This window comes from Lysinibacillus fusiformis (assembly GCF_016925635.1).
Taxonomy (GTDB): domain Bacteria; phylum Bacillota; class Bacilli; order Bacillales_A; family Planococcaceae; genus Lysinibacillus; species Lysinibacillus fusiformis_F.
The window spans coordinates 3836151-3856018 of the sequence record NZ_CP070490.1; the positions used below are offsets into that span (position 1 = coordinate 3836151).

Sequence of the window (19868 nt, forward strand, 5' to 3'; positions counted from 1 at the left end):
GGAATTTGAAACAGCATGACAAATTTTATGTATATCTTTTGTTTAATTGTCTGGGGTCTTAATTTTATTGCAGTCAAAATTCAAGGAACGCCAGTCAGTTTAGAACTATCTTTAACCTATCGTTTAGTGATGACAGCCTTTTTATTTTTCATCCTTGCTTGGTTCATGAAACCACAGGGTAAACCTCAAAAGCACGATGTACCTTTTATCATTGTTTTTGGCGTTTGTAATTTTGCATTCAGCTATTTAGCGCTGTATTATGCGACGATATGGAGCTCGGCTGCTATTGTCACATTAATTTTTTCATTAAAAGTCATTTTAACACCCATCGCTCTATGGATATTTCTCAAGGAGCCATTGCATCGTCGTGTTTTAATTGGCGGCATTTTAGGTGTCATCGGCGTGGGGGTGCTGATTTATCCATCTTTACATAATATGGAGTTAAAAGGAGTTTTGATTGCCTTTGTAGGGACTGTCCTGACAGCCATCGGGGATGCAAGCTCTGCCAGAAATGCCAAACATCAAATAAACCCCATTTATGCGAATGCCATTGGTTTTGCAGTGGGCAGTGCAGTCATGTGTGCCATTGTTTGGCTACAGGGACAAACAGTCGTGATACCCAAATCCTTTACCTACTTATCGGCTCTGTTGTATTTAACGATTATCGCATCTTTTCTTGCATGGTTATTTTACTTAAAACTAGTCGAACGAATTGGTGGGGCAAAAAGTGGCTATATGGTGGCGTTATTTCCCGTGATTGGCGGTATTGCTTCTGTTGTCATTGGGGAATCAACACTCAGTATTTATTTAATCTTAGGCTGTCTTTTTAGCTGCATCGGGGCTGCGATTGCCTTAGGCTTTAAAATTAAGCCTATTTTACGATGAACGAAAACCCTCTTCCCTTCATAAACTAGAGAAGAACGCTTGAAAAGGGTGAGGGGCAAAATGTCATTCGTTCCATTGAATGCGATGGGCATCAGTAGAGAAAAAGAAGAAGATCATTGGGATATTGATCGTTGGGAAAATGATGGTGGCAGAAGCTTAGAGGCGTAAGGGAGACAGAAATTTGTCTCCCTTAAAATATTTTTGAAACCTTTTGATAGATGGCTCGTATGATAAGTAGACAAGTTTTAAATTGTCAGCTATAAAAAAGGGAGAAATGATTTTTTTGAACCATTGAACAAAACGATTATTATTTATTATTTACGTGATTGTCATTGCGGATGCGTATTACACAACGCTCTATATTGAACCCAAAACACCGCCGCAACACCAAACGATCAAAGCAACAGCCATTACAGTGAACCAACTACGGTAGCAAGCCTCACAAAAAGAAGCGGACAACCCGTCGTATGAAGCCTATTTCCTTCAAGCCATTTCTTCAGAGTGTGTTCAAGGAAATGGTGATGCCAGAAAGTTTCGGAGAGGCACGAACACAAAAGCGTGTCTACTTACACTATCAACAGCTACGTTGCTGACACCCTGTACATTTACAGGGTTTTTTTAATAGGAGGAGCAAGCACATGAGCATGGCAACCTATATAGGCTTCAATTTCCCAGTTGAAATACAGGATGAGTATACAGAAAATGAAGTGGACATAAATTATTTTTTCTCAGATAAAGAGAATCGCCAAATTGTACAGGCAAAGCATTTTACAACACCCTATATATATGAAATCGAAACAAAGGGAGAGCCCATTTGGCAAATGCATAACGAAAATAAAGTGTATTCCCCACATAACTATGAAAAAGCCAAAAGAACTTTTCTCCATGTATGTGACTTCTTAAGAAGTTTCCTTCCCCAAGGAGATTATTGCGAAATCTATATTTGCTGGATAGGAGAAGAAGGGGAGGACCATGAGAAAAAATTCGAACTTCCGTTAGATCCACTTCCAGTAGATGAGGTAGAAATAGATGAGAAATGTTTGATGACATTGAAAAACTAAAGCCTTCATAAAGGAAAAACAAAACCATCAATAGAATTTTTGTGAAAGGTGAAAATGGTTTCCGTTGCAGGCTACTTGCTTTCCTGTGGGCGAGCGCCGAGCCGCTTCCTCCGCTCCCGCTCCGTGCAGGGGCTCGCCTGTCTCGCTATCCCACGGGAGTCAAGTAGCCCTCCACTCCAACCTACAAAATGTTAACTTTTTAGCAAAGGTTTTCAAATAAAGTGAAGGCGTTCATTACTCTTTATGAAGGGGTGTTGTCACGCATCACTTCTTCACATTGAAAATAAGAGTTTATCCCCTCTAAGAATACAGTTAATGGGCTATTCGATCGCTATGCTACTATGAAAAAAAGTAAAGACACTTTGCAAAAAGATTGATTGGAGTGGAGCCAGCGTCACTCCCTAGGGGATTTAGCGTCACAGAGGAGACCCTGGAGCGAACGTTAGTGAGTGAAGCGGCTCCTCGGACGCCCCCTGGAAAGGACGCTGGCGGAACGGAAATCAACCCCTCACCTTGCAAAATTGGTTTTTCTGCCGTTGACATCATCTTTTTGCAACAACAGGAAAAAGATTGAAGCGTAAGCCTCAATCTTTTTTATGTTTGCTAGGAAGCTGATAGCCATCTAAGTTCGGAATAAATTCTTGTGGGTCAATCGGTACATTTACTTCAAGCCTTTCTGGATGAACATAGCTTGTCAGCTCACCGTTTTGGTCATATGTTTCACTTTTAACGAGAATGCCAGTATCTTTATCCACCCAAAAACGAAACGCTTCTGTCGTGCCTTTTAAATTATCACTATATGTCACCTCTTTATCCATTTTCCCTGCTAATACGATTGTGTTATGACCTAATAACGCTTCATTTTGTTTTTCAATCTCCCAATCTCCCATATGTCTTAAATAACTAGCAGCTTTCTCATAAGCGAACAACGACATACTTGAACTTCCAAATGAAGGTCTTTCCCTCAATTTATTATATGAAATAGGCGGATATTGCAAGTCAATACTAAAAGCTTGCTCAGGCGTAACTATGTCTCGTTTTGGTTTCTGTTTCGATTCACTAACTGTATAAATTTTTTGACCATTAAGCGCTGTATATTTTAACCAGCTCTTTTTGTTGTTATAAAAGTACTCCTGTGTATCGTTCTTAATCCCCGTCGTGTTATCATCTAAAGCGATCAGTTTTTCATAGCCACCAATTTCGTTTTTGGTACTTACTTTATAAGTAACACCCAATGTTCTAGTGGAACCGTCTTGAAAAATTTTATGTTCTTCAAATTTTCCAGCTGCTGAGTGAAAATAATCAATTGAATTCAATAATTTACTCACGACATCCTCTTTTGTTATCTCACCATAAAATTCTTCTTGGATCGGGGGGATATAAAGATTCGTTTCCAATGTAGGTTCTTGTGAACGGTCACCCTTAGCAACTGGTTGTTCTGTCAGCTCCGTGACCATAAAATAGCTAACGCCTATAAGAAAAAGACCAATAACAGCTATAGGTAACAAATGTTTGAAAATGGATTGAAATGGGTGCTGTTTCTTATGGCCTTTTCGAAGCCTCTGTCGCACTTTTTCTTTATGTTTCTCATTAAAATGAATGTCCTTTAATGCCGTGTCATCTAACGCTTTACCTATATTTTTAAATATATCATTCATTCATCTTGCACCCTTCCATTGACTTTTTTAGCAAAAGGCGAGCCCTATGAAGACGAGACTTAATGGTTTGTAAACGCAAATCTAACAAATCAGCTATTTGGTTATAGGACAGCTCTTCATAATAATATAAAATAATGAGTTCTCGATATCGTACAGGTAGAGCAAGAATCTTCTCAGAAAGCAAACGTTTATCCTCCTGTCCAACTAATTCCAACTCAGGGGATTGACTAGTACTCTTAATTTTTGAGAAAAATTCTGTCAGAACGATATTTCGATAAGACCAGCTTTTTAATTTATCTTTACATAGATTGACAGTAATTCGATATAACCATGTTTTATAGGAAGATTCATTCCTGAAATTATCTAAATGCTCATAGCACTTTATAAACACTTCCTGCGCAATATCTTCCGAAAGCTGCTTGTGCTTCATATACGTAAAGGCTAGACGTGCTATATCATCTCCATACGCCTTCATCAACCATTCAAGCCTCTCCTCCTTACTACAATCCCTACTAACTTCTATTGATGTTCTCACATGTTCAAGCATCCTCCACACCCTTTCAATTATTAGACGGAGTTGGTGCTATTTGGTTGTAATTAATTTACTATAATAACGAAGGATTTGTAATAGAGGTAAAAGAGAGGAATGAGAGATTCTTGTGTTATTATTCAATAGTAAAGTGCCAATAAATGGTGAAAAAGGGGAGTTAGTATGAATACACAATTCGAATTTACAGTTTTTCCTCCATTGGAAACAAAACGCTTCATCCTACGAAAAGGAAGAATGAATGATGGCCAAGATATTTTAAGACTTTATTCTAATGAAAATGTAGTGAAGTATCTGCCATTACCATTGTTCGCTTCAGTGGAAGATGCTATAGATGAAATCAATTGGTATGAGAAAATTTTCAAAGAACAGACAGGCTTAAGATGGGTAATCGAAGAAATTCAGACCAACAAAGTGATTGGCACATGTGGCTATTTGAATTATGAAAAAGAGCATAATCGTATAGAAATTGGCTATGATTTAAACCCTGACTATTGGGGGAAGGGTGTGATGCAAGAGGCTTTAAGCGCGATCATCCATTTTGCCTTTACATCAATGGGGATAAATAAAATCGAGGCAAAAATAGAACCAGAAAATACAGCATCGATCAAACTATTGGAAAAATTAAATTTTTCTCAAGAAGGTCTTTTAAGGCAACATGAATTTGAAAAAGGGAAGTACGTCGATCTTGTTATTTTTTCATTATTGAAAAGTGATTATTAGGAAGTCACGCTTAGAATGAGTAGTGGCTTTTAACAGACAAAATGTTGGGAGGAGTATTTTTTGAGCAACAATCAGCTAATTCCTACAAATGAAATTAAAGAAGAGTTTGAGGCTATTTTATTAGAACATGATAGTATTGCGCATTGTGAGATTAATTTAAAAAACGGGACTATCAAAAACATACATCAATTAGACACCAGCTATGACGAGTTTGCTTTGGATACGGTGAATAATGAATTCTGTTTTAGTCTAAAAGATAAAAATAACATAAACTTTTATAGAATGAATCTTCAAACATTTAGTCAAATAAATGCTATCACATTACATTTAGACAATTATTTTTCTTCTGAAGAACTTAAGGATGAAAGCTATTATTCCAAGTTAATCTACCTTAATCATCAATATTTGTTGTATTGGATTACGAAAAGAGCAATTAACTATGGACATCCTTTTTATCAATGTATTTTTTTAGTAAACACGTCTAGGGGAGAGATAAAACGATTAAATCCTTTCCTTCCAAACGGAGATAATTTACTTAGATTAGATACGTCCAAAAACATCTATCTAAGCAATCAAAATCATTTTTTACTAGTAAAAACGGGGAGAATTAGACCCTTTGAGAAACAAGCAATGTATAAAAGAGTAGATATTGAAAATCCTTATCATGACCACCTTGAATCGATTTACTTAATGGAGGTTTCAACTTTAATTGATCAACAAAATTTTAATAATACGACATTACTATCTTTATTAAATTATTCAGGTGCTTCTGAAAACTTACGATATGAGAACAATGTTCTTTCATACGTAGTCTCTGATTTTACTAATAACACGAAAGAATTAATAAAACATGATTTGTTAGTTGGGGATGTTTCAAGATGTCAAGATGACCAATTCATACGAGATCATTTAAATTATGAACTTGAAGTAGAAACAAGCTACTATCATTATATTGTAAAATTATTCAAACAAGAAAAAACGGATTCATTTAGTCTAATTGACGATGAATTGTCGTTTAATTTAAAGCTGGATAAGATAAGCTGAGAGAATTTTAACTTGTTAAAAGCATTTGTAATGGAGGATGGATTACATAGGAGTCTTATACCTAATGGGAGCCCTTCAACAATACATAAAGGCTATGAAGATGTTAAGTAGGAGGAAGAATAAACAACTCATTAATAGAGTGACTAAATAGAGTAGATACAAGGATGAGGTTTGGCATGAATTCGGTTTCTATTGGGATTCATGCTTTTAATTTTGCTTTTCTCAAGATATTTTCTATAAAATAAAAAGATTGAAGCACATTAGCCTCAATCTTTTTATTTTCGCTTTTATTATTTGACGTTCGGATAAATCATTGTTGCTGGGTCTACATATTCATCGAACTGTTCTTCTGTTAGTAAGCCACTTGCGATGGCTGCTGCTTTTAAAGTCGTGCCTTCTTTGTGGGCCTGTTTCGCGATTTTTGCTGCGTTTTCATAGCCGATATATGGGTTTAATGCTGTTACAAGCATTAAGGAATTTTGTAAATTGTGATCAAGTACTTCTTTGTTTGGCTCAATGCCTACTGCACAATGGTCGTTAAATGATTTCATTGTATCCGCTAATAGGCGCGTTGATTGTAAGAAGTTGTAAATGATGACTGGTTTAAAGACGTTTAGTTCAAAGTTACCTTGAGAAGCGGCGAAGGCAATCGTCGCGTCATTCCCAACTACTTGTGTGACAACCATTGTCATGGCTTCACTTTGTGTAGGGTTTACTTTACCTGGCATAATCGAAGAGCCTGGCTCGTTTTCTGGAATCGTAATTTCACCGATACCTGAGCGAGGGCCACTTGCAAGCCAGCGAACATCATTGGCAATTTTCATTAAATCAGCCGCTAAAGCTTTTAATGCACCATGCGCCACAACCGCTTCATCATGACTTGTTAGAGCATGGAATTTATTTGCAGCCGATGTAAATTGTTTGCCTGTAAGCTCACTAATTTCCACAGCTACACGGTCACCAAATTCAGGGTGCGCATTGATACCCGTACCAACCGCTGTTCCGCCAATTGCAAGTTCCTTCATATAGTCAATATTTTGAATAATCATGTGTTCCGATTTTGCCAGCATGGCTGCCCAACCGCTAATTTCTTGACCTAGTGTAAGAGGTGTCGCGTCCTGTAAATGTGTACGGCCAATTTTAATAATGTCTTTGAATTGAGCTGCTTTATCTTCCAATGTTGCTTTTAATAGACGTAGTCTTGGAAGTAAATAATCTTCTACTTTTAAGACAGCCGCAATATGCAATGCTGTTGGGAATGTATCATTTGAGCTTTGTGATTTATTGACATCATCATTTGGATGAATGCAGTCAGCTTCGCCAGCATCCTTTAATAGTTGATTCGCACGGTGAGCAATGACTTCGTTCACATTCATATTGGATTGTGTACCACTACCAGTTTGCCAAACCACAAGAGGGAATTGATCGTCCCATTGACCATTTAAAATTTCATCTGAAGCCTGCACGATGGCATTTGCTTTAATATCAGAAAGTTTGCCTAGTTTGTTGTTCGCAATCGCAGCACTTTTCTTTAAGATCGTCATAGCTTGCACAAGCTCGATTGGCATTTGTTCCGTACCAATTTGGAAATTTTCTTTACTGCGCTGTGTTTGCGCGCCCCAAATTTTATTAGCGGGTACTTTAATTTCACCCATAGTGTCTTTTTCAATACGATAATCCATGTCAAAACAGCTCCTTTAGTATGTAAAGTTCTCCTCATGTACAGATAAAAACGGATACTCTTAGTCTGATGTAAGAATATCCGTTTGATACATGCTTATTCAAAAAAGAGGGGGATTCTGAATTAAGCAATTTGGAGAAAAGAAATAATCTATTGATAATGATAATTGTTATCAATTAAAAAGTCAACGGTTTTGCTTGAAGAAATTTAATGGTGAGAATATTTCGCAATCCGTGCTTATTTTATTCCCGAAATTTAATGGAATAAACCTGTTTTAGTCGACTATCTCTTTTTCTTCCCAAGCTCTTTAAGAGGCTGCTTTTTAGGGATTTTTTCGAACAATATCTTCACATGAAAATTGTTGTCATCCACTTGAAGTACCTCCAACACCTTTGCCTTGCGCCCTTTAATGCGAATATCCTCTTCCACAGCAGGCAGTTTGACGAGCAATTGACTTAAAACGGACGTCTTGTTTTCATAATAATGAGTCACAAACATCACGATTCTCCTTCTAACTTTTGATTGTTACTCAATTTATGAGCGGAGGATAATAGTTAGAACTTTGAAGGTGGTGATCAAAGAATGAGTGGAACCGCTCGAAAAGATGTTAGTGGTGATCATCAATGGAGGGAACCCGCTCAAAAAGTTGCTGAAAGTGATCATAAAGAGAGGGAACCCGCTCAGAAAGTTGCTGAAAGTGATCATAAAGAGAGGGAACCCGCTCAGAAAGTAGCTCAAAGTGATCATAAAACGAGGAAAACCGCTCACAAAGGAACGCGAGGTGATCATAAAGCGATGCCCCCGCTCACAAAGGAACGTGAGGTGATCATCAAACGATGCTCCCCGCTCAAAAAGGAACACCAAGTGATCATAAAGCGATGCACTCCGCTCAGAAAGGAACGCCAGGTGATCATAAAGTGAAGCCCCCGCTCAAAAAGGAACGCAAGGTGATCATAAACTAAGAGAGCCAGGCACAGAGGAAAACTAGTAATTAATTTCTTATAGAAGTTTATAACTTAGTGAGGGAAAAAGAGGAGTAGAATACCATACAATGCTTAATAATCATATTGTAGGTGAATGGAATAGATTTAATAAATGAAAATAATATTTCGAAAGTAAATTACTTTTCCTATTGGTTAATTATGTTAATATCACGTTAGATTAATATGACTAGATAGTAAAGAAAAGGAGGCTAGAAAGAAGGATGGCAAATAATATCATCGAACAAGTAAAACGGGGATTGGAAGGTTTTGCTATTGGGGGTTATCATACTAGCGGAAATTTTAGTAAGTATCGAGAGGAATACTATAAATATTTTGGAGATCCAGATTATGAAACAAGAAAATACGCTATCGCTGCATTTACTTGTATGCTGGGTACCTGGGAAACAGGTTCTCTTCAGGTATTTCAGCCAATACAGGAGTGGGAGGAAAATAAAAAATGGAGCTCGAATCCATTAGACCAGAAGCGATTTTATCGTTTTAAAGATTATCTTTCTGCACTGTTAGCACATCATGAGCAGATAGAGAAAGAATTCCCCTATATGTTTGAAGATATTGTTTTATTTTTAATAAAGATTGAACTGAATCAAGGGATCAGTTATGAGGAATGGTTTCCTGAACATAACCCGAATTTGTTTAAGCGATTAAGGGAGGAAATTTTAATCCCTAAACAACATTTGATAGATAAAAGAAGTCATCGGAAATTCTTATTAAAAGAAATAGGTATTGAGCCTTTTTTTGAATCGGATCAATTTAGGTAGTTAAAGTGATCTAAAGGTGAATGGATTTGCCCAGAAACGAACTCTAGGTGATCCTAAAGTGAGGAACCCCGCTCAGCAAGGGATGTAAGGTGATCATAAAGAGAGGGAAACCGCTCAGAAAGGAAGTCAAGGTGATCATAAAGAGAGGCCACCCGCTCAAAAAGGAACGCAAAGTGATCATAAAACGAGGAAAACCGCTCAAAAAGGAACGCAAGGTGATCATAAAACGAGATAACCCGCTCAGAAAGGAACACCAAGTGATCATAAAGCGGTGCACCTCGCTCAGAAAGGGATGCCAGGTGATCATCAAACGATGCACCCCGCTCAAAAAGGAACACCAAGTGATCATAAAGCGAGGCATCCCGCTCTTATTCAAGATGATCCAGCAGCAAATCACTGGAAATAATAGAAAATACCGCTCAGAATGGCAGGGAAATCGCGTTTACTCATTCGGAAGGAATTCTCCAGAATGAGGTTTGCCTCCGTTTGTTTTATAAGAAAATCAAAAATATGACATGATTTTACGTGTGGGAATTGCAACTTTCGACATGTTTTTTATTTATTTCTCGGGAAATATCTCATAGCAATTTGTGAAAATGGTAGGGACTTCGTCAGCTAGTTTAGGCAATTTATGTGGTGGTTGGCTCGGATGGATACATAATAAAGTGTAATTTCAATCAAACAGGTGGGTGGATTACGTTTCAGCTAGGGGGATGTTCGCTATAATAAGAGTAAGGAGGAAATGCGATGTATTTAAAATCATGTAAGGTGTTACAGGATACAATTCCGAATAAGCAGGTGTATCCTTTTAATATTCCAAGCTTGCAGGATTTGCATGAGCTGGAGTTCCCGACGAATGTGACGTTCTTTGTTGGGGAGAATGGTTCGGGAAAATCAACATTACTGGAGGCGATTGCGGATCGCTGCGATTTCAATACGGCGGGTGGTGGTCGTCAAAATTTATATGAAGTACATAAGGCGGAATCTTCGTTGGGGGAATATATTCGTTTGTCGTGGCTACCGAAAATATCGAATGGTTTTTTTCTTCGATCGGAAACATTTTATCAATTTGCCAGTCATATTGATTTGTTAGATCGCCATCCAAACAAATATGCTGCTTTTGGAGGAAAATCTCTGCACCATCAATCCCATGGTGAATCCTTTCTGGCGTTATTTATGAATCGCTTTAAGGGTAAAGCCATTTATTTATTGGATGAGCCTGAGGCGGCATTGTCTCCAACGAGGCAGCTGAGCTTGCTGAAAATTATCAAGGACCTAGAGCATGAGGCACAATTTATTATTGCCACACACTCACCCATTTTGCTTGGCTATCCGAATGCAACAATTTATAGTTTTGATCAAGGAGAAATTGAATCCATTCGCTATGAGGATACGATTCATTACATCGTTACAAAACGTTTTTTAGATGCGCCACAGACCATAATAAGAGAGTTATTTGATGAGGAGAGGGAATCATGAATCAACGAAAAGGCTTAATCATGCGAGAAATTCGATTAGATGAAATGGCACAGTCCATTGATTTACTGAATTATGTCTTTCAAATGTCAATGTCCATTCACAAGGATCGTCGTTTTGTGAATGCTAAGAGCAGGCAATTTAATGAAGGGCATGCCATCGGGTGGTTTGATGGTTCACAGCTTGTATCGCAAATTTTAAGTTTGCCTTTTGAGGTTAATGTACATGGCAAAATTTATGAAATGGGTGGCATCACAGCAGTTGGGACATACCCTGAGTATTCGGGACATGGCTTAATGGAGAGCTTGATCATTGAAAGCCTGCAAAGTATGCGAAATGAAGGACAGTTTATATCCTATTTATTTCCATATTCTATTCCTTATTACCGCAAAAAGGGATGGGAAATTATGAGTGACATTGTGGAGTTTCAAGTGAAGGATACACAGCTGCCTCATTATGCTGGGCTAAACGGGAAAATTCGTCGTGTTGATCCGAAACATGAGGACGTTGTGGAAATCTACGCACGCTATGCACAAAAAACGCATGGGGTAATGGTGCGCAATAGTATTGCCTGGAACGAGAAATTTCAGGAGGATTTCTGGGAAGAGAAATTCATTGATAGTGATGTCAATCTTCAGGCGGCGGTCTATTATGATGAAGAGGATGTGGCACAGGGCTACATGTTCTATCGCATTATGGAGGAAAATTATTACATTGATGAAATCGTATATTTGCAGGAGGAGGCTCGTAAAGGTTTATGGAATTTCGTCTCGGCTCACAGCTCGATGGTTTATAATGTCTACGGGAAAACAACGGGCAATGAAGCGGTAGCCTTTCTATTAGAGGACAGTGAGATCATTCAAAAGGTATCGCCTTATTTCATGGCAAGAATTGTCGATGTCAAAGAATTTTTACTGCGCTATCCATTTATCGGCCAGGGTTTCGAGCTTCAGCTAGCTGTCATTGATCGTACTGTGGCGTGGAATAATGGTACCTACATCATCAAAATGAAAGATGGAAACCTTTCCGTGCAAAAGGTGAGTGAGACGTTGAATGCGAATGCTGTGCATTTAACGGTGCAAACATTGGCTACTATGCTGTTAGGCTATAAACGTCCAACCTATTTAGAAAGAATTGAACGATTACAGGGACGTGCAGAGGAAATTGCATTGCTGGAGGCGGTTTTACCAGTAGGTATCCCAACATTTATTGATTATTTTTGAGCGAGGGGGAGAGCCATAACGTTGACGGTTATGGCTGCCACGCCTCTTTTAACAGCTCGATGCCTCGCTTGATTTCTTCCATCGTTAATTTGCTAAAGCCTAATTGCAGCATAGGTTCATCTCTTGTTTGATGGATAAAAAACGGGCTTGTCGGATAAACCTTCACACCGTAAGACGCCGCTCGTTGAATGAGCTGCTGCTCTGAAAGTAGAGACTTCATCTTCACTAATACATACAGTCCTGATTGCTCGCCCAACACAGAAATTTGCTGACCAAATTGGCGTTGTAGCTCCTGCACAAGGTGCTGCATTTTTTGTTTATACGTCAAACGCATTCGTTTAATATGGCGTGTCCATTCCCCTTGAGCCATAAATTGGGCCATTGTGCGTTGATGGAGGGACGAAGCATTTTGTTCAAATTGAGCAAATCGCTCTTTAAATGGCTGAACCAGTGCATTGGGTAGCACCATATAGCTCAAACGTACACCTGGTAAAAACGATTTGGAGAAGGTGCCAAGATAGATTACTCGTGAAGGGTCGATGGAGGCAAGGGCAGGAAATGGCTGTTGCGCATAGCGAAATTCTCCATCATAATCATCCTCCAGAATATACCCACCGACTTGTTGAGCCCATTGTATTAAAGTTTGTCGTTGCTGAATGGTCATGGACACACCGTATGGGAAATGATGTGATGGGGTGACATACAACAAGCGAGATTGACAGTGTTGGAGTACATCAAGTTGTGCTCCTGTTTCTATTACGGGCAATGCCTCTATTTCGAAATGGTGTAACTGGAAGGATTCACGTGCACCGTTATAACCAGGGTCTTCCAAAAGAATGCTTGGGAAATGGTCTTTTAATAAAAAGCCAAGATACAGTAGCATTTGCTGTGTGCTACTGCCAATGATGATATTTTCGCTCGTTGTACAAACCCCTCTTGCTTGCAATAAATACGGCACAAGCTGCTCCTTTAGCATTGATTCTCCAAACAGTTCTCCGTATTCGTAACAGGTGGATTCCTGTAATACTTGATTGGCGATTTGGCGCCATGCTTTCATAGGAAAATGCTGCTGATCCACAGCCCCTGCGCGAAAATCGACGAGGTATGATGTAGCGTTACTTTTTGACTCTGACATAAGAGGCTGTTCCTGCTCCTGTAGGAAAACCTGCTCCAGTGCATTAACGAAATAGCCTTTTCGACCTTCACCGCGTATGTATCCTTCTGCCACAAGCTGTTCATAGGCAGTTAATGTAGTATTACGACTGACCTGTAAAGTTTCTGCTAGTTTTCGAATGGAGGGCAGGGAATCATCCGTTTGCAGTGTACCTTGCGTAATCAGTACTTTAATTTGCTGGTACACTTGCTTATATTTTGCCTCTTTTTCTGTTAATAGAAAGATAAAATCGTCCATAGGGCACCACCTTGACATGTTAAAATGTTTGAAACTGTTTCTTTTGAAATGTCAGATTACTTACTATCATCATACTAGAAGGACAATAAAAAAGAAATGGAGAGTCATAGCATGAAAATATCTACAGTGACACAGGCAACGATAGGGGAAGTAGTCCCATTATTTAATGCCTATCGTGAATTTTATGGTCAACCGTCTGATATACAGCAAGCTGAACAGTTTATACGGGAGCGAGTGGAGAGAGCAGAGTCTATTATTTTCCTCGCGTATCTGGAGGAGGAGCCAGTCGGATTTGCACAGCTGTTTCCAGTCTTTTCATCCGTAGCTATGAAAAGAGCATTTCTCTTAAATGATTTATTTGTGGCGAAACAAGCCAGAAAACAAGGCGTGGCACAGGCTTTAATGGAACAATGCTACACCTATTGTCAACAGGAGGAGGCTCGTTACATGTTGCTCGAAACCGCCACCGATAATGTCCAAGCACAGAAACTCTATGAAAAAATGGGCATGACGATTGATGAAAAGGTTTATTATTATAGTATTTATTGGTGAATTTTTTCTATGTGGTGGGTGGGGAGCTACTGATAAAGTGTCTGAGGTGCTTACATTCGAGGGGTAACCGCTCCTAAATGAGTAGAGAGTGATCCATCTGAAGGGGTAACCGCTCGTAAATGAGTAGAAAGTGATCCATCTGAGGAGGAGCCCGCTCCTAAATGAGTAGAAAGTGATCCATCTGAAGGGGTAACCGCTCGTAAATGAGTAGAAAGTGATCCATCTGAGGAAGAGCCCGCTCCTAAATGAGGAGAAAGCGCTCCAACTGAGGAGGAGCCCGCTCAAAAATGAGGAGAAAGTGATCCAACTGAAGGAGACCCTGCTCATAAATGAGATGAAAGCGCTCCACCAAGTGAAGACCCCGCTCCAAAATGAAATCAAAGTGCTCCAACTGGAGAAGAATCCGCTCATAAAAAGGGTAAAAGCGCTCCAACTGAAGGAGTCTCCGCTCATAAGCTAGGCAAAAGCGCTCCATCTGAGGAAGAGCCCGCTCCTAAATGAGGAGAAAGCGCTCCAACTGAGGAGGAGCCCGCTCAAAAATGAGGAGAAAGTGATCCAACTGAAGGAGACCCTGCTCATAAATGAGATGAAAGCGCTCCACCAAGTGAAGAACCCGCTCCAAAATGAAACCAAAGTGCTCCAACTGGAGAAGAATCCGCTCATAAAAAGGGTAAAAGCGCTCAAACTAAAGGAGTCTCCGCTCATAAGCTAGGCAAAAGCGCTCCAACTGAGGGAGACGCCGCTCCTAAATGAGGCAAAAGTGCTCAAACAGAAGGAAACCCCGCTCATAAAAGGAACGAAAGCGCTCAAACCAAGTTGAATTCGCTCCACCAAGTGTAGAACCCGATCAATTAACCCTTCAAAAATAAACACTAGCCCCCGCCATTGTCACTATAAATGGTGGGGGCTTTGTGTTTAGGCGTGGCTCATCCATCCTGCGAAGAGGCCTGAGGAGAAAAAGCGGGTAATGTTTTGGAAGCCAGCTTCACTTAAAAGCTGTTGGATTTCTTGATCAGATAAGAAAGAAATATTCATGATGACTTTGCCCATGTTTTCTACCTTTTCTTTTGTGTAGCCAGCATCTAAAAAGTAGCTTTGCCATATACTGATGCGATCTTGTAGCTCGTCACTTTCTCGTTCTCCGTAGGCACAGGCGAGGACAAAAGGCTTTCCGGGTTTTAATTGCTTGCGAATGTTTTGTAGTAGACGGCGTTTCTCCTGTCGATCTTCAATAAAATGAAGAACGAGGATACAGCTTGCCGCATCGAATTTCGGTGTCGTTTGTGGCAAATGCTCAATCGTTCCTTGTAGTAACTGAACACGACTTTCAATACCGAGTTGTACGGCTTTATGTTGAGCGATTTGGAGCATTTCCACAGCAGGATCAACCCCGGTGAACGTCCATTTAGGGTTTGTTGGTCCCCATGCAGAAAGTTCATTGCCCCCGCCCGCTCCTACTACAAGTAAGGATGCTTCTTGTTCCCCTAAATGCATACGGAAATAGGCTTGTGTCATGGTAAATAATGTGTCATAGGCAGGCACGGAAATCCGCGTGCTTTGCTCATAAGTTCGTGCCTTTTCTAATAAATGTGTAGATAATGTCCCCATTGTGATAGCCTCCAGTGTTTTATCGTCTCTATTACAGACCTTTAATGTCTGTAATAGAGTATAAATGAAAATAACTGAAAAGACAAAGAAGAAGGCTGTAGCCAGCGCATTTCGTTGTAAAGCATTAAAAAATTAATAATAAAGATAAATAATTTAACGATTATCATTAAATAACTGTTGAAAAAAATGGTGCTTTCTTCTATGCTTGTAGTAAACAGGAGGGGAAATAGAATGATGAATAGTTTAATCAGTGCCGTTTTGCAAGTGATATTATTTTCAGTGATTCCGTTTATTTGGTGGCTTTGCACAGCGAGAAAAAAACAGCCCTTTTTAACGTGGATAGGCTTGCAAAAGCCCATTATTGTGCATAAGGGAAGGTATGCCATGTTCTTTGTACTTTCCATTGTTGTGCTTGTAGTACCGAGCTTTGCGCTAATCTTTTTCTATATTGATCGCTCCTTACTAGCGGCGAATCAATTTGCGGGCCTTGGTGTGGCAGCGATCATTCCAGCACTTTTCTACGCCATTATTCAAACAGGTTTAGCAGAGGAACTATTGTTTCGCGGCTTTTTATTGAAGAGGTTGGCGAAATTTTTTGGCTTTCAAGTAGGTAATCTCGTGCAAAGTATTGTTTTTGGCTGTGTTCATGGGGCCATGCTATGGTCGCTGCTTTCGCTTCACGTGATCTTGTTAGTCGTGCTTACTACAGCGCTTGCTGGCTATTTGATGGGGTGGATGAATGAACGAGTTGCAGGGGGTTCCATTGTCACTAGCTGGTGTATCCATAGTATTGTGAATTTCATAGCAGCGTGCATGTATATGTTTCAATTTTGACTTATTTGCATTTCTTTGCTGTCACTTGCATAATAGGGCAGAGAAGATTTTTTCGTGAAGGGACGTGCAAGCATGACAGAGTGGCCTAAGGGAGTAGCAAAACCAGCAATTCGCGCATTACATGCAGTGGGCTATACAGAATTGAAGCAGCTAGAAAAAGTGGAGCTTTCTACATTAGCTCATCTTCATGGAATGGGGCCAAAAGCTTTAGCAGCGATTGAGGCGGCACTGAAGGAAAGTAGGGAACCTCGTGAATAAGCTGACATTATTTTTACTGGCAATGGTTGTCTATTATATCCTCGTTGTAGTCGTTATTAGCAAGCTGTTTATTATTCCCATTATGAAAGTGATGGCGCTGATCTTTTTTATAGGGGCAGGTTATATTTTTTCTCGTAAAATGCGTAGAAAATTACAGTAGGAGGTAATATGAAAATTGTTAAATTAACATTCTTTTATTTAGCTATTATTTTATTGGCACTGACGCTGTCCTTAGCGGGTGTTCGTCTATCCATTTCACTCGGGATATTTGCATTGATTGCGATTGGGATGATTTATCGCCATATACATATTTTATATCGCACAAACAATATGGAGCAGGTGGATCAATGGGTGAAAAATCATCGAAAAGAGCCTATATTTGCTGCTCTCTATGCATCAGCTTACGGGACAAAAGAGGAACAGATTCAGGCAATCGATGTCATCATTCATCACTACAAGCAACCAGCTATCAAGTACAATTATCTCTTTATTAAGGCGATTATGGAGGAGAATCTTGGTGCTGCTAAAGTAGCTGCAAGACAAATTGAAAAGGAGCCTTTAACTAGCTATGCACGATGCTATATTGCTGCGCTTGAAGGTCGATCCGCCGATATGAGAAGTGATAAACTAACACAGCCGTGGATGCAACCTGCAATCGAAGCGGTCCATGCCTGTACAATAAAGGATCAAGCAAAGTTCCGCCAATTCGCAGATGCCAGCATCCAACAAGCACGTGGCATACAGAAGTACGGTTTAATACATAATTTTAAGCAAATGGAAGATGAATTGGTAAAGGTATAATCGAAGGGCTACTTGATAACAGTATCAGGTAGCCTGATTTTGTGTCAGAAACCATAAATTATAAATTAATTCGATGAGGTGAAAATGTTTGTCTAAAATGGATCATATGATGCAGATTTTATGGATGTTGAATTCAGGTAGGAAAATTACTGCGAAAGAAATTGCTGAAAAATTAGAGATTAATATCAGATCCGTTTACCGCTATATTAACTCCCTTTCTGCCAGTGGTGTCCCAATTATAGCTGAAACCGGTCATCATGGAGGATATACCCTGTTGAATAATTTTATTAAAAGTCCTCTTATTTTTGATGTTGACGAGAAAGCGGCATTACTTCATGCTTCTATTTTTGCAAAAGAAGCTGGTTATTTTTTAGATGAGGCATTAAACAGTGCAACAGCAAAGCTTACAATGTATTCAAATCAAGAGCAAGAAAAAATGATTCAACAGCATTTACAAGGTTTCGAGATAATCGGACCTGTTGAATCCTCATTGGAGCCACTATTAAAAAAATTAGAAGAGAGTATAGTAAAGGAAACATCTATAGAAATGGAATACCATACTAATAATGAAGAGCAAGCTAAGTCTAGGGTGATTAATCCATATGGTTTGGTTTATTGGAATCAAAACTGGTATGTCGTTGCATTTTGTCATGTAAGAAATGAAATCCGTACTTTTAAAGTAGGCCGAATTAGCAGTCTGCATCAAACAGTCATTCCCTTCCAACGACCACAATCTTTCTCTGCCAGTGATTTTTTTATGAAAAGCCTTTTTCCCCAAGTCGAAGATAAACAGAACCTTGTGCCCTTCATCATTTGTGGAAAGACAAGTGCTGTGGATGCGATCAGTCAGGATTGGTTTTTAAAGTATCACCTCAAAGAACGCACCAATAAGAACGCAATATTTTTATTAGATGAAGAAGCATTACATACATATGTACCTTATTTACTTTTTCCCTATGGAAAAGCAATCCAAGTAGTAGAACCCATAAGTCTAAAGCAAAAAATAATTGATGTTCTATATGAGCTCATACATTTTTATGAAAATGAAAACTTTACTGACGGAGAATGTCAGTAAAGTTTTTTTATACTAAGGATAGTTTCATTTAAAGGAGTGTTTATTATGCAGACAAGAAAAGTATATCTTTATGTATTTGATACGATGGCAGATTGGGAGATAGGGTATTTAATGGCCGAATTAAATACAGGTAGATATTTTAAAAAGGGGTTAGAGCCTTTAGAGGTGATGACTGTAGGGATTGATAGAAGTCCTGTTACGACAATGGGCGGCATCACCATACTTCCGACGATGGCCGTTGCTGAATGTCACTTGAATAGCATGGATGTCTTGATTCTTCCTGGAGGCAACACATGGCTAGAGTCTATTCATGAGCCTGTATTGAATAAAGTCTCAAAAGCGTTGAACGAAAATGTTTTCGTAGCTGCAATTTGTGGTGCAACGTTTGGTCTCGCAAAGGTTGGTTTGCTTGATACAAGACAACATACGAGCAACGATCTCGAATACTTGAAGATGCTTTGTCCACATTATATTGGGGATGAACATTTTAAACAGAAGCCAGCCGTAACTGAAAGGAATTTAGTAACGGCATCAGGCATTGCACCGTTGGGATTTGCCTACCATGTTTTGAGGCTACTCGATGTTTTTACACCAGAAACATTACATGCTTGGTATAAGCTTTATGAGACGCAGGAGAAAAAATATTTTTATGAATTAATGACATCTATTGAATAATAATTAGTCTAAGAAGAGCATGTTCATTGTTAAAACATGCTCTCTTTTTTTACATTAACTTTTTTTAGCCAACAAAATGCCTCGCACAATCCCCATCATGAAGATGCCACATAACAGCAACAGAAATAGGTAAGCCTGCCATTGCTGTAAAATACGTTCACGTCCTAGAGCTACCGTAAGATCATTGAACAGGGAGTAGGTGAAATACAATAGAATACTATTTTTGATGAGACAAAAGGTAAGGATGCCATTTTGTCGTTGTCTATGGGACAGTGGGGCTTTATTTTTGCGCATCACAGGATAAGCGGCTTTTATCTCTAAATAGTGTAAAAGTAAAAAGAGCATGAGTGCGACAAAGGGTAAATAAAAAATAGCGATTTTTGGTCCGAACTGGGCTTGGTCACTCGTGAAGCTTTGTAAGACAGGAATCGTGGCAGGGAGCTTGCCATATTGAATGAGTGTTGCTGTAATACCAGCTAGAAAAATAGTAGACACGATAACAGTTAGCTGGTGACAAAAGCGTGGTGTGGGTGTTTTTTGTTGTATATGCATCCTTGCTCCTCATTTCCATCATCATTGATAATAACAATCTGT

The 19868-nt window shown here is 39.2% G+C and carries 22 protein-coding genes; 15 read left to right on the top strand and 7 right to left on the bottom strand.

Features of this window, described 5'->3' with window-relative positions:
• The first annotated feature begins 15 nt into the window (after positions 1 to 15).
• Together JTI58_RS18620 and JTI58_RS18625 are read left to right on the top strand one after the other, a co-directional pair.
• On the top strand, positions 16 to 885 hold the full coding sequence (locus tag JTI58_RS18620) for a DMT family transporter (protein ID WP_205442880.1): 870 nt from the start codon (positions 16 to 18) through the stop codon (positions 883 to 885).
• Positions 886 to 1523: 638 nt separating this feature from the next.
• Complete coding sequence (locus JTI58_RS18625; protein WP_205442881.1) at positions 1524 to 1946, top strand: hypothetical protein; 423 nt, start codon at positions 1524 to 1526, stop codon at positions 1944 to 1946.
• A 584-nt stretch (positions 1947 to 2530) separates the two neighbouring features.
• On the opposite strand, the gene JTI58_RS18630 is transcribed toward JTI58_RS18625, so the two are convergent.
• Both JTI58_RS18630 and JTI58_RS18635 read right to left on the bottom strand, forming a co-directional pair.
• Complete coding sequence (locus JTI58_RS18630; RefSeq protein ID WP_205442883.1) at positions 2531 to 3604, bottom strand: hypothetical protein; 1074 nt, start codon at positions 3602 to 3604, stop codon at positions 2531 to 2533.
• Positions 3597 to 4151, bottom strand: a complete 555-nt coding sequence (locus JTI58_RS18635) for a sigma-70 family RNA polymerase sigma factor (RefSeq protein WP_205442885.1) — start codon at positions 4149 to 4151, stop codon at positions 3597 to 3599. Before JTI58_RS18635 ends, JTI58_RS18630 begins: the two co-directional genes overlap by 8 nt.
• Positions 4152 to 4316: 165 nt before the next feature.
• Here JTI58_RS18635 and JTI58_RS18640 point away from each other — a divergent pair, with 165 nt between their 5' ends.
• Together JTI58_RS18640 and JTI58_RS18645 are read left to right on the top strand one after the other, a co-directional pair.
• Entirely contained in the window at positions 4317 to 4874 is a 558-nt protein-coding gene (locus tag JTI58_RS18640; RefSeq protein WP_205442886.1) for a GNAT family N-acetyltransferase, read from the top strand.
• Between the two features lie 60 nt (positions 4875 to 4934).
• Positions 4935 to 5918, top strand: coding sequence for a hypothetical protein (locus tag JTI58_RS18645; protein ID WP_205442888.1), 984 nt, complete (start codon positions 4935 to 4937; stop codon positions 5916 to 5918).
• Between the two features lie 290 nt (positions 5919 to 6208).
• Here JTI58_RS18645 and fumC read toward each other — a convergent pair whose 3' ends face one another.
• Both fumC and JTI58_RS18655 read right to left on the bottom strand, forming a co-directional pair.
• A complete protein-coding gene (fumC, locus tag JTI58_RS18650; RefSeq protein ID WP_205442890.1) occupies positions 6209 to 7600 on the bottom strand; it encodes a class II fumarate hydratase in 1392 nt (463 codons plus the stop codon).
• Between the two features lie 281 nt (positions 7601 to 7881).
• Positions 7882 to 8097, bottom strand: coding sequence for a hypothetical protein (locus JTI58_RS18655; protein WP_205442891.1), 216 nt, complete (start codon positions 8095 to 8097; stop codon positions 7882 to 7884).
• Positions 8098 to 8803: 706 nt separating this feature from the next.
• Here JTI58_RS18655 and JTI58_RS18660 point away from each other — a divergent pair.
• The 3 genes from JTI58_RS18660 (at position 8804) to JTI58_RS18670 (ending at position 12060) form a co-directional block, all read left to right on the top strand.
• Positions 8804 to 9361: a hypothetical protein gene (locus JTI58_RS18660; protein ID WP_205442893.1), complete on the top strand. Its 558-nt coding sequence runs from the start codon at positions 8804 to 8806 to the stop codon at positions 9359 to 9361.
• Positions 9362 to 10108: 747 nt separating this feature from the next.
• Positions 10109 to 10840 (top strand): AAA family ATPase, encoded by a 732-nt coding sequence (locus JTI58_RS18665; RefSeq protein ID WP_205442894.1) that lies wholly within the window; start codon positions 10109 to 10111, stop codon positions 10838 to 10840.
• Entirely contained in the window at positions 10837 to 12060 is a 1224-nt protein-coding gene (locus JTI58_RS18670; protein WP_205442896.1) for a GNAT family N-acetyltransferase, read from the top strand. Before JTI58_RS18665 ends, JTI58_RS18670 begins: the two co-directional genes overlap by 4 nt.
• A 28-nt stretch (positions 12061 to 12088) precedes the next feature.
• Here JTI58_RS18670 and JTI58_RS18675 read toward each other — a convergent pair whose 3' ends face one another.
• A complete protein-coding gene (locus tag JTI58_RS18675) occupies positions 12089 to 13471 on the bottom strand; it encodes a MocR-like pyridoxine biosynthesis transcription factor PdxR (protein WP_205442897.1) in 1383 nt (460 codons plus the stop codon).
• 111 nt (positions 13472 to 13582) lie between these two features.
• On the opposite strand from JTI58_RS18675, the gene JTI58_RS18680 reads away from it, so the two are divergent.
• Positions 13583 to 14023, top strand: coding sequence for a GNAT family N-acetyltransferase (locus JTI58_RS18680; protein ID WP_205442898.1), 441 nt, complete (start codon positions 13583 to 13585; stop codon positions 14021 to 14023).
• A gap of 214 nt (positions 14024 to 14237) precedes the next feature.
• Entirely contained in the window at positions 14238 to 14483 is a 246-nt protein-coding gene (locus JTI58_RS18685) for a hypothetical protein (RefSeq protein ID WP_205442900.1), read from the top strand.
• A 455-nt stretch (positions 14484 to 14938) separates the two neighbouring features.
• Here the strand turns inward: JTI58_RS18685 and JTI58_RS18690 are convergent, their stop codons facing one another.
• Complete coding sequence (locus JTI58_RS18690) at positions 14939 to 15631, bottom strand: class I SAM-dependent methyltransferase (RefSeq protein ID WP_205442901.1); 693 nt, start codon at positions 15629 to 15631, stop codon at positions 14939 to 14941.
• A gap of 231 nt (positions 15632 to 15862) precedes the next feature.
• Between JTI58_RS18690 and JTI58_RS18695 the strand changes: the two genes are divergently transcribed.
• The 6 genes from JTI58_RS18695 to JTI58_RS18720 all read left to right on the top strand — a co-directional run bounded on the left by JTI58_RS18695 (position 15863) and on the right by JTI58_RS18720 (position 19274).
• Positions 15863 to 16465, top strand: coding sequence for a CPBP family intramembrane glutamic endopeptidase (locus JTI58_RS18695; protein ID WP_205442902.1), 603 nt, complete (start codon positions 15863 to 15865; stop codon positions 16463 to 16465).
• 72 nt (positions 16466 to 16537) lie between these two features.
• A complete protein-coding gene (locus JTI58_RS18700) occupies positions 16538 to 16723 on the top strand; it encodes a helix-hairpin-helix domain-containing protein (RefSeq protein WP_205442903.1) in 186 nt (61 codons plus the stop codon).
• The gene (locus JTI58_RS18705; RefSeq protein WP_016993359.1) at positions 16716 to 16883 is read left to right on the top strand and encodes a hypothetical protein; all 168 of its coding nucleotides are present in this window, start codon (positions 16716 to 16718) and stop codon (positions 16881 to 16883) included. The genes JTI58_RS18700 and JTI58_RS18705 overlap by 8 nt, the downstream gene beginning before the upstream one ends.
• A gap of 8 nt (positions 16884 to 16891) precedes the next feature.
• Positions 16892 to 17524 carry a hypothetical protein gene (locus JTI58_RS18710; RefSeq protein WP_205442904.1) on the top strand — a complete coding sequence of 211 codons (633 nt, stop codon included), beginning with the start codon at positions 16892 to 16894 and terminating at the stop codon, positions 17522 to 17524.
• Between the two features lie 88 nt (positions 17525 to 17612).
• Positions 17613 to 18599, top strand: a complete 987-nt coding sequence (locus JTI58_RS18715) for a helix-turn-helix transcriptional regulator (RefSeq protein WP_205442906.1) — start codon at positions 17613 to 17615, stop codon at positions 18597 to 18599.
• A 45-nt stretch (positions 18600 to 18644) separates the two neighbouring features.
• Entirely contained in the window at positions 18645 to 19274 is a 630-nt protein-coding gene (locus JTI58_RS18720; protein WP_205442907.1) for a type 1 glutamine amidotransferase family protein, read from the top strand.
• Positions 19275 to 19328: 54 nt separating this feature from the next.
• On the opposite strand, the gene JTI58_RS18725 is transcribed toward JTI58_RS18720, so the two are convergent.
• Entirely contained in the window at positions 19329 to 19826 is a 498-nt protein-coding gene (locus JTI58_RS18725; RefSeq protein WP_205442908.1) for a DUF1648 domain-containing protein, read from the bottom strand.
• Positions 19827 to 19868: the final 42 nt, after the last annotated feature.

Bases quoted from the DNA above. Each gene is read 5' to 3' on its own strand.
- JTI58_RS18620 (WP_205442880.1), top strand. From the start codon at position 16: ATGACAAATTTTATGTATATCTTTTGTTTAATTGTCTGGGGTCTTAAT.
- JTI58_RS18625 (WP_205442881.1), top strand. From the start codon at position 1,524: ATGAGCATGGCAACCTATATAGGCTTCAATTTCCCAGTTGAAATACAG.
- JTI58_RS18630 (WP_205442883.1), bottom strand. From the start codon at position 3,604: ATGAATGATATATTTAAAAATATAGGTAAAGCGTTAGATGACACGGCA.
- JTI58_RS18635 (WP_205442885.1), bottom strand. From the start codon at position 4,151: ATGCTTGAACATGTGAGAACATCAATAGAAGTTAGTAGGGATTGTAGT.
- JTI58_RS18640 (WP_205442886.1), top strand. From the start codon at position 4,317: ATGAATACACAATTCGAATTTACAGTTTTTCCTCCATTGGAAACAAAA.
- fumC (WP_205442890.1), bottom strand. From the start codon at position 7,600: ATGGATTATCGTATTGAAAAAGACACTATGGGTGAAATTAAAGTACCC.
- JTI58_RS18655 (WP_205442891.1), bottom strand. From the start codon at position 8,097: ATGTTTGTGACTCATTATTATGAAAACAAGACGTCCGTTTTAAGTCAA.
- JTI58_RS18660 (WP_205442893.1), top strand. From the start codon at position 8,804: ATGGCAAATAATATCATCGAACAAGTAAAACGGGGATTGGAAGGTTTT.
- JTI58_RS18665 (WP_205442894.1), top strand. From the start codon at position 10,109: ATGTATTTAAAATCATGTAAGGTGTTACAGGATACAATTCCGAATAAG.
- JTI58_RS18670 (WP_205442896.1), top strand. From the start codon at position 10,837: ATGAATCAACGAAAAGGCTTAATCATGCGAGAAATTCGATTAGATGAA.
- JTI58_RS18675 (WP_205442897.1), bottom strand. From the start codon at position 13,471: ATGGACGATTTTATCTTTCTATTAACAGAAAAAGAGGCAAAATATAAG.
- JTI58_RS18680 (WP_205442898.1), top strand. From the start codon at position 13,583: ATGAAAATATCTACAGTGACACAGGCAACGATAGGGGAAGTAGTCCCA.
- JTI58_RS18690 (WP_205442901.1), bottom strand. From the start codon at position 15,631: ATGGGGACATTATCTACACATTTATTAGAAAAGGCACGAACTTATGAG.
- JTI58_RS18695 (WP_205442902.1), top strand. From the start codon at position 15,863: ATGATGAATAGTTTAATCAGTGCCGTTTTGCAAGTGATATTATTTTCA.
- JTI58_RS18700 (WP_205442903.1), top strand. From the start codon at position 16,538: ATGACAGAGTGGCCTAAGGGAGTAGCAAAACCAGCAATTCGCGCATTA.
- JTI58_RS18710 (WP_205442904.1), top strand. From the start codon at position 16,892: ATGAAAATTGTTAAATTAACATTCTTTTATTTAGCTATTATTTTATTG.
- JTI58_RS18720 (WP_205442907.1), top strand. From the start codon at position 18,645: ATGCAGACAAGAAAAGTATATCTTTATGTATTTGATACGATGGCAGAT.
- JTI58_RS18725 (WP_205442908.1), bottom strand. From the start codon at position 19,826: ATGCATATACAACAAAAAACACCCACACCACGCTTTTGTCACCAGCTA.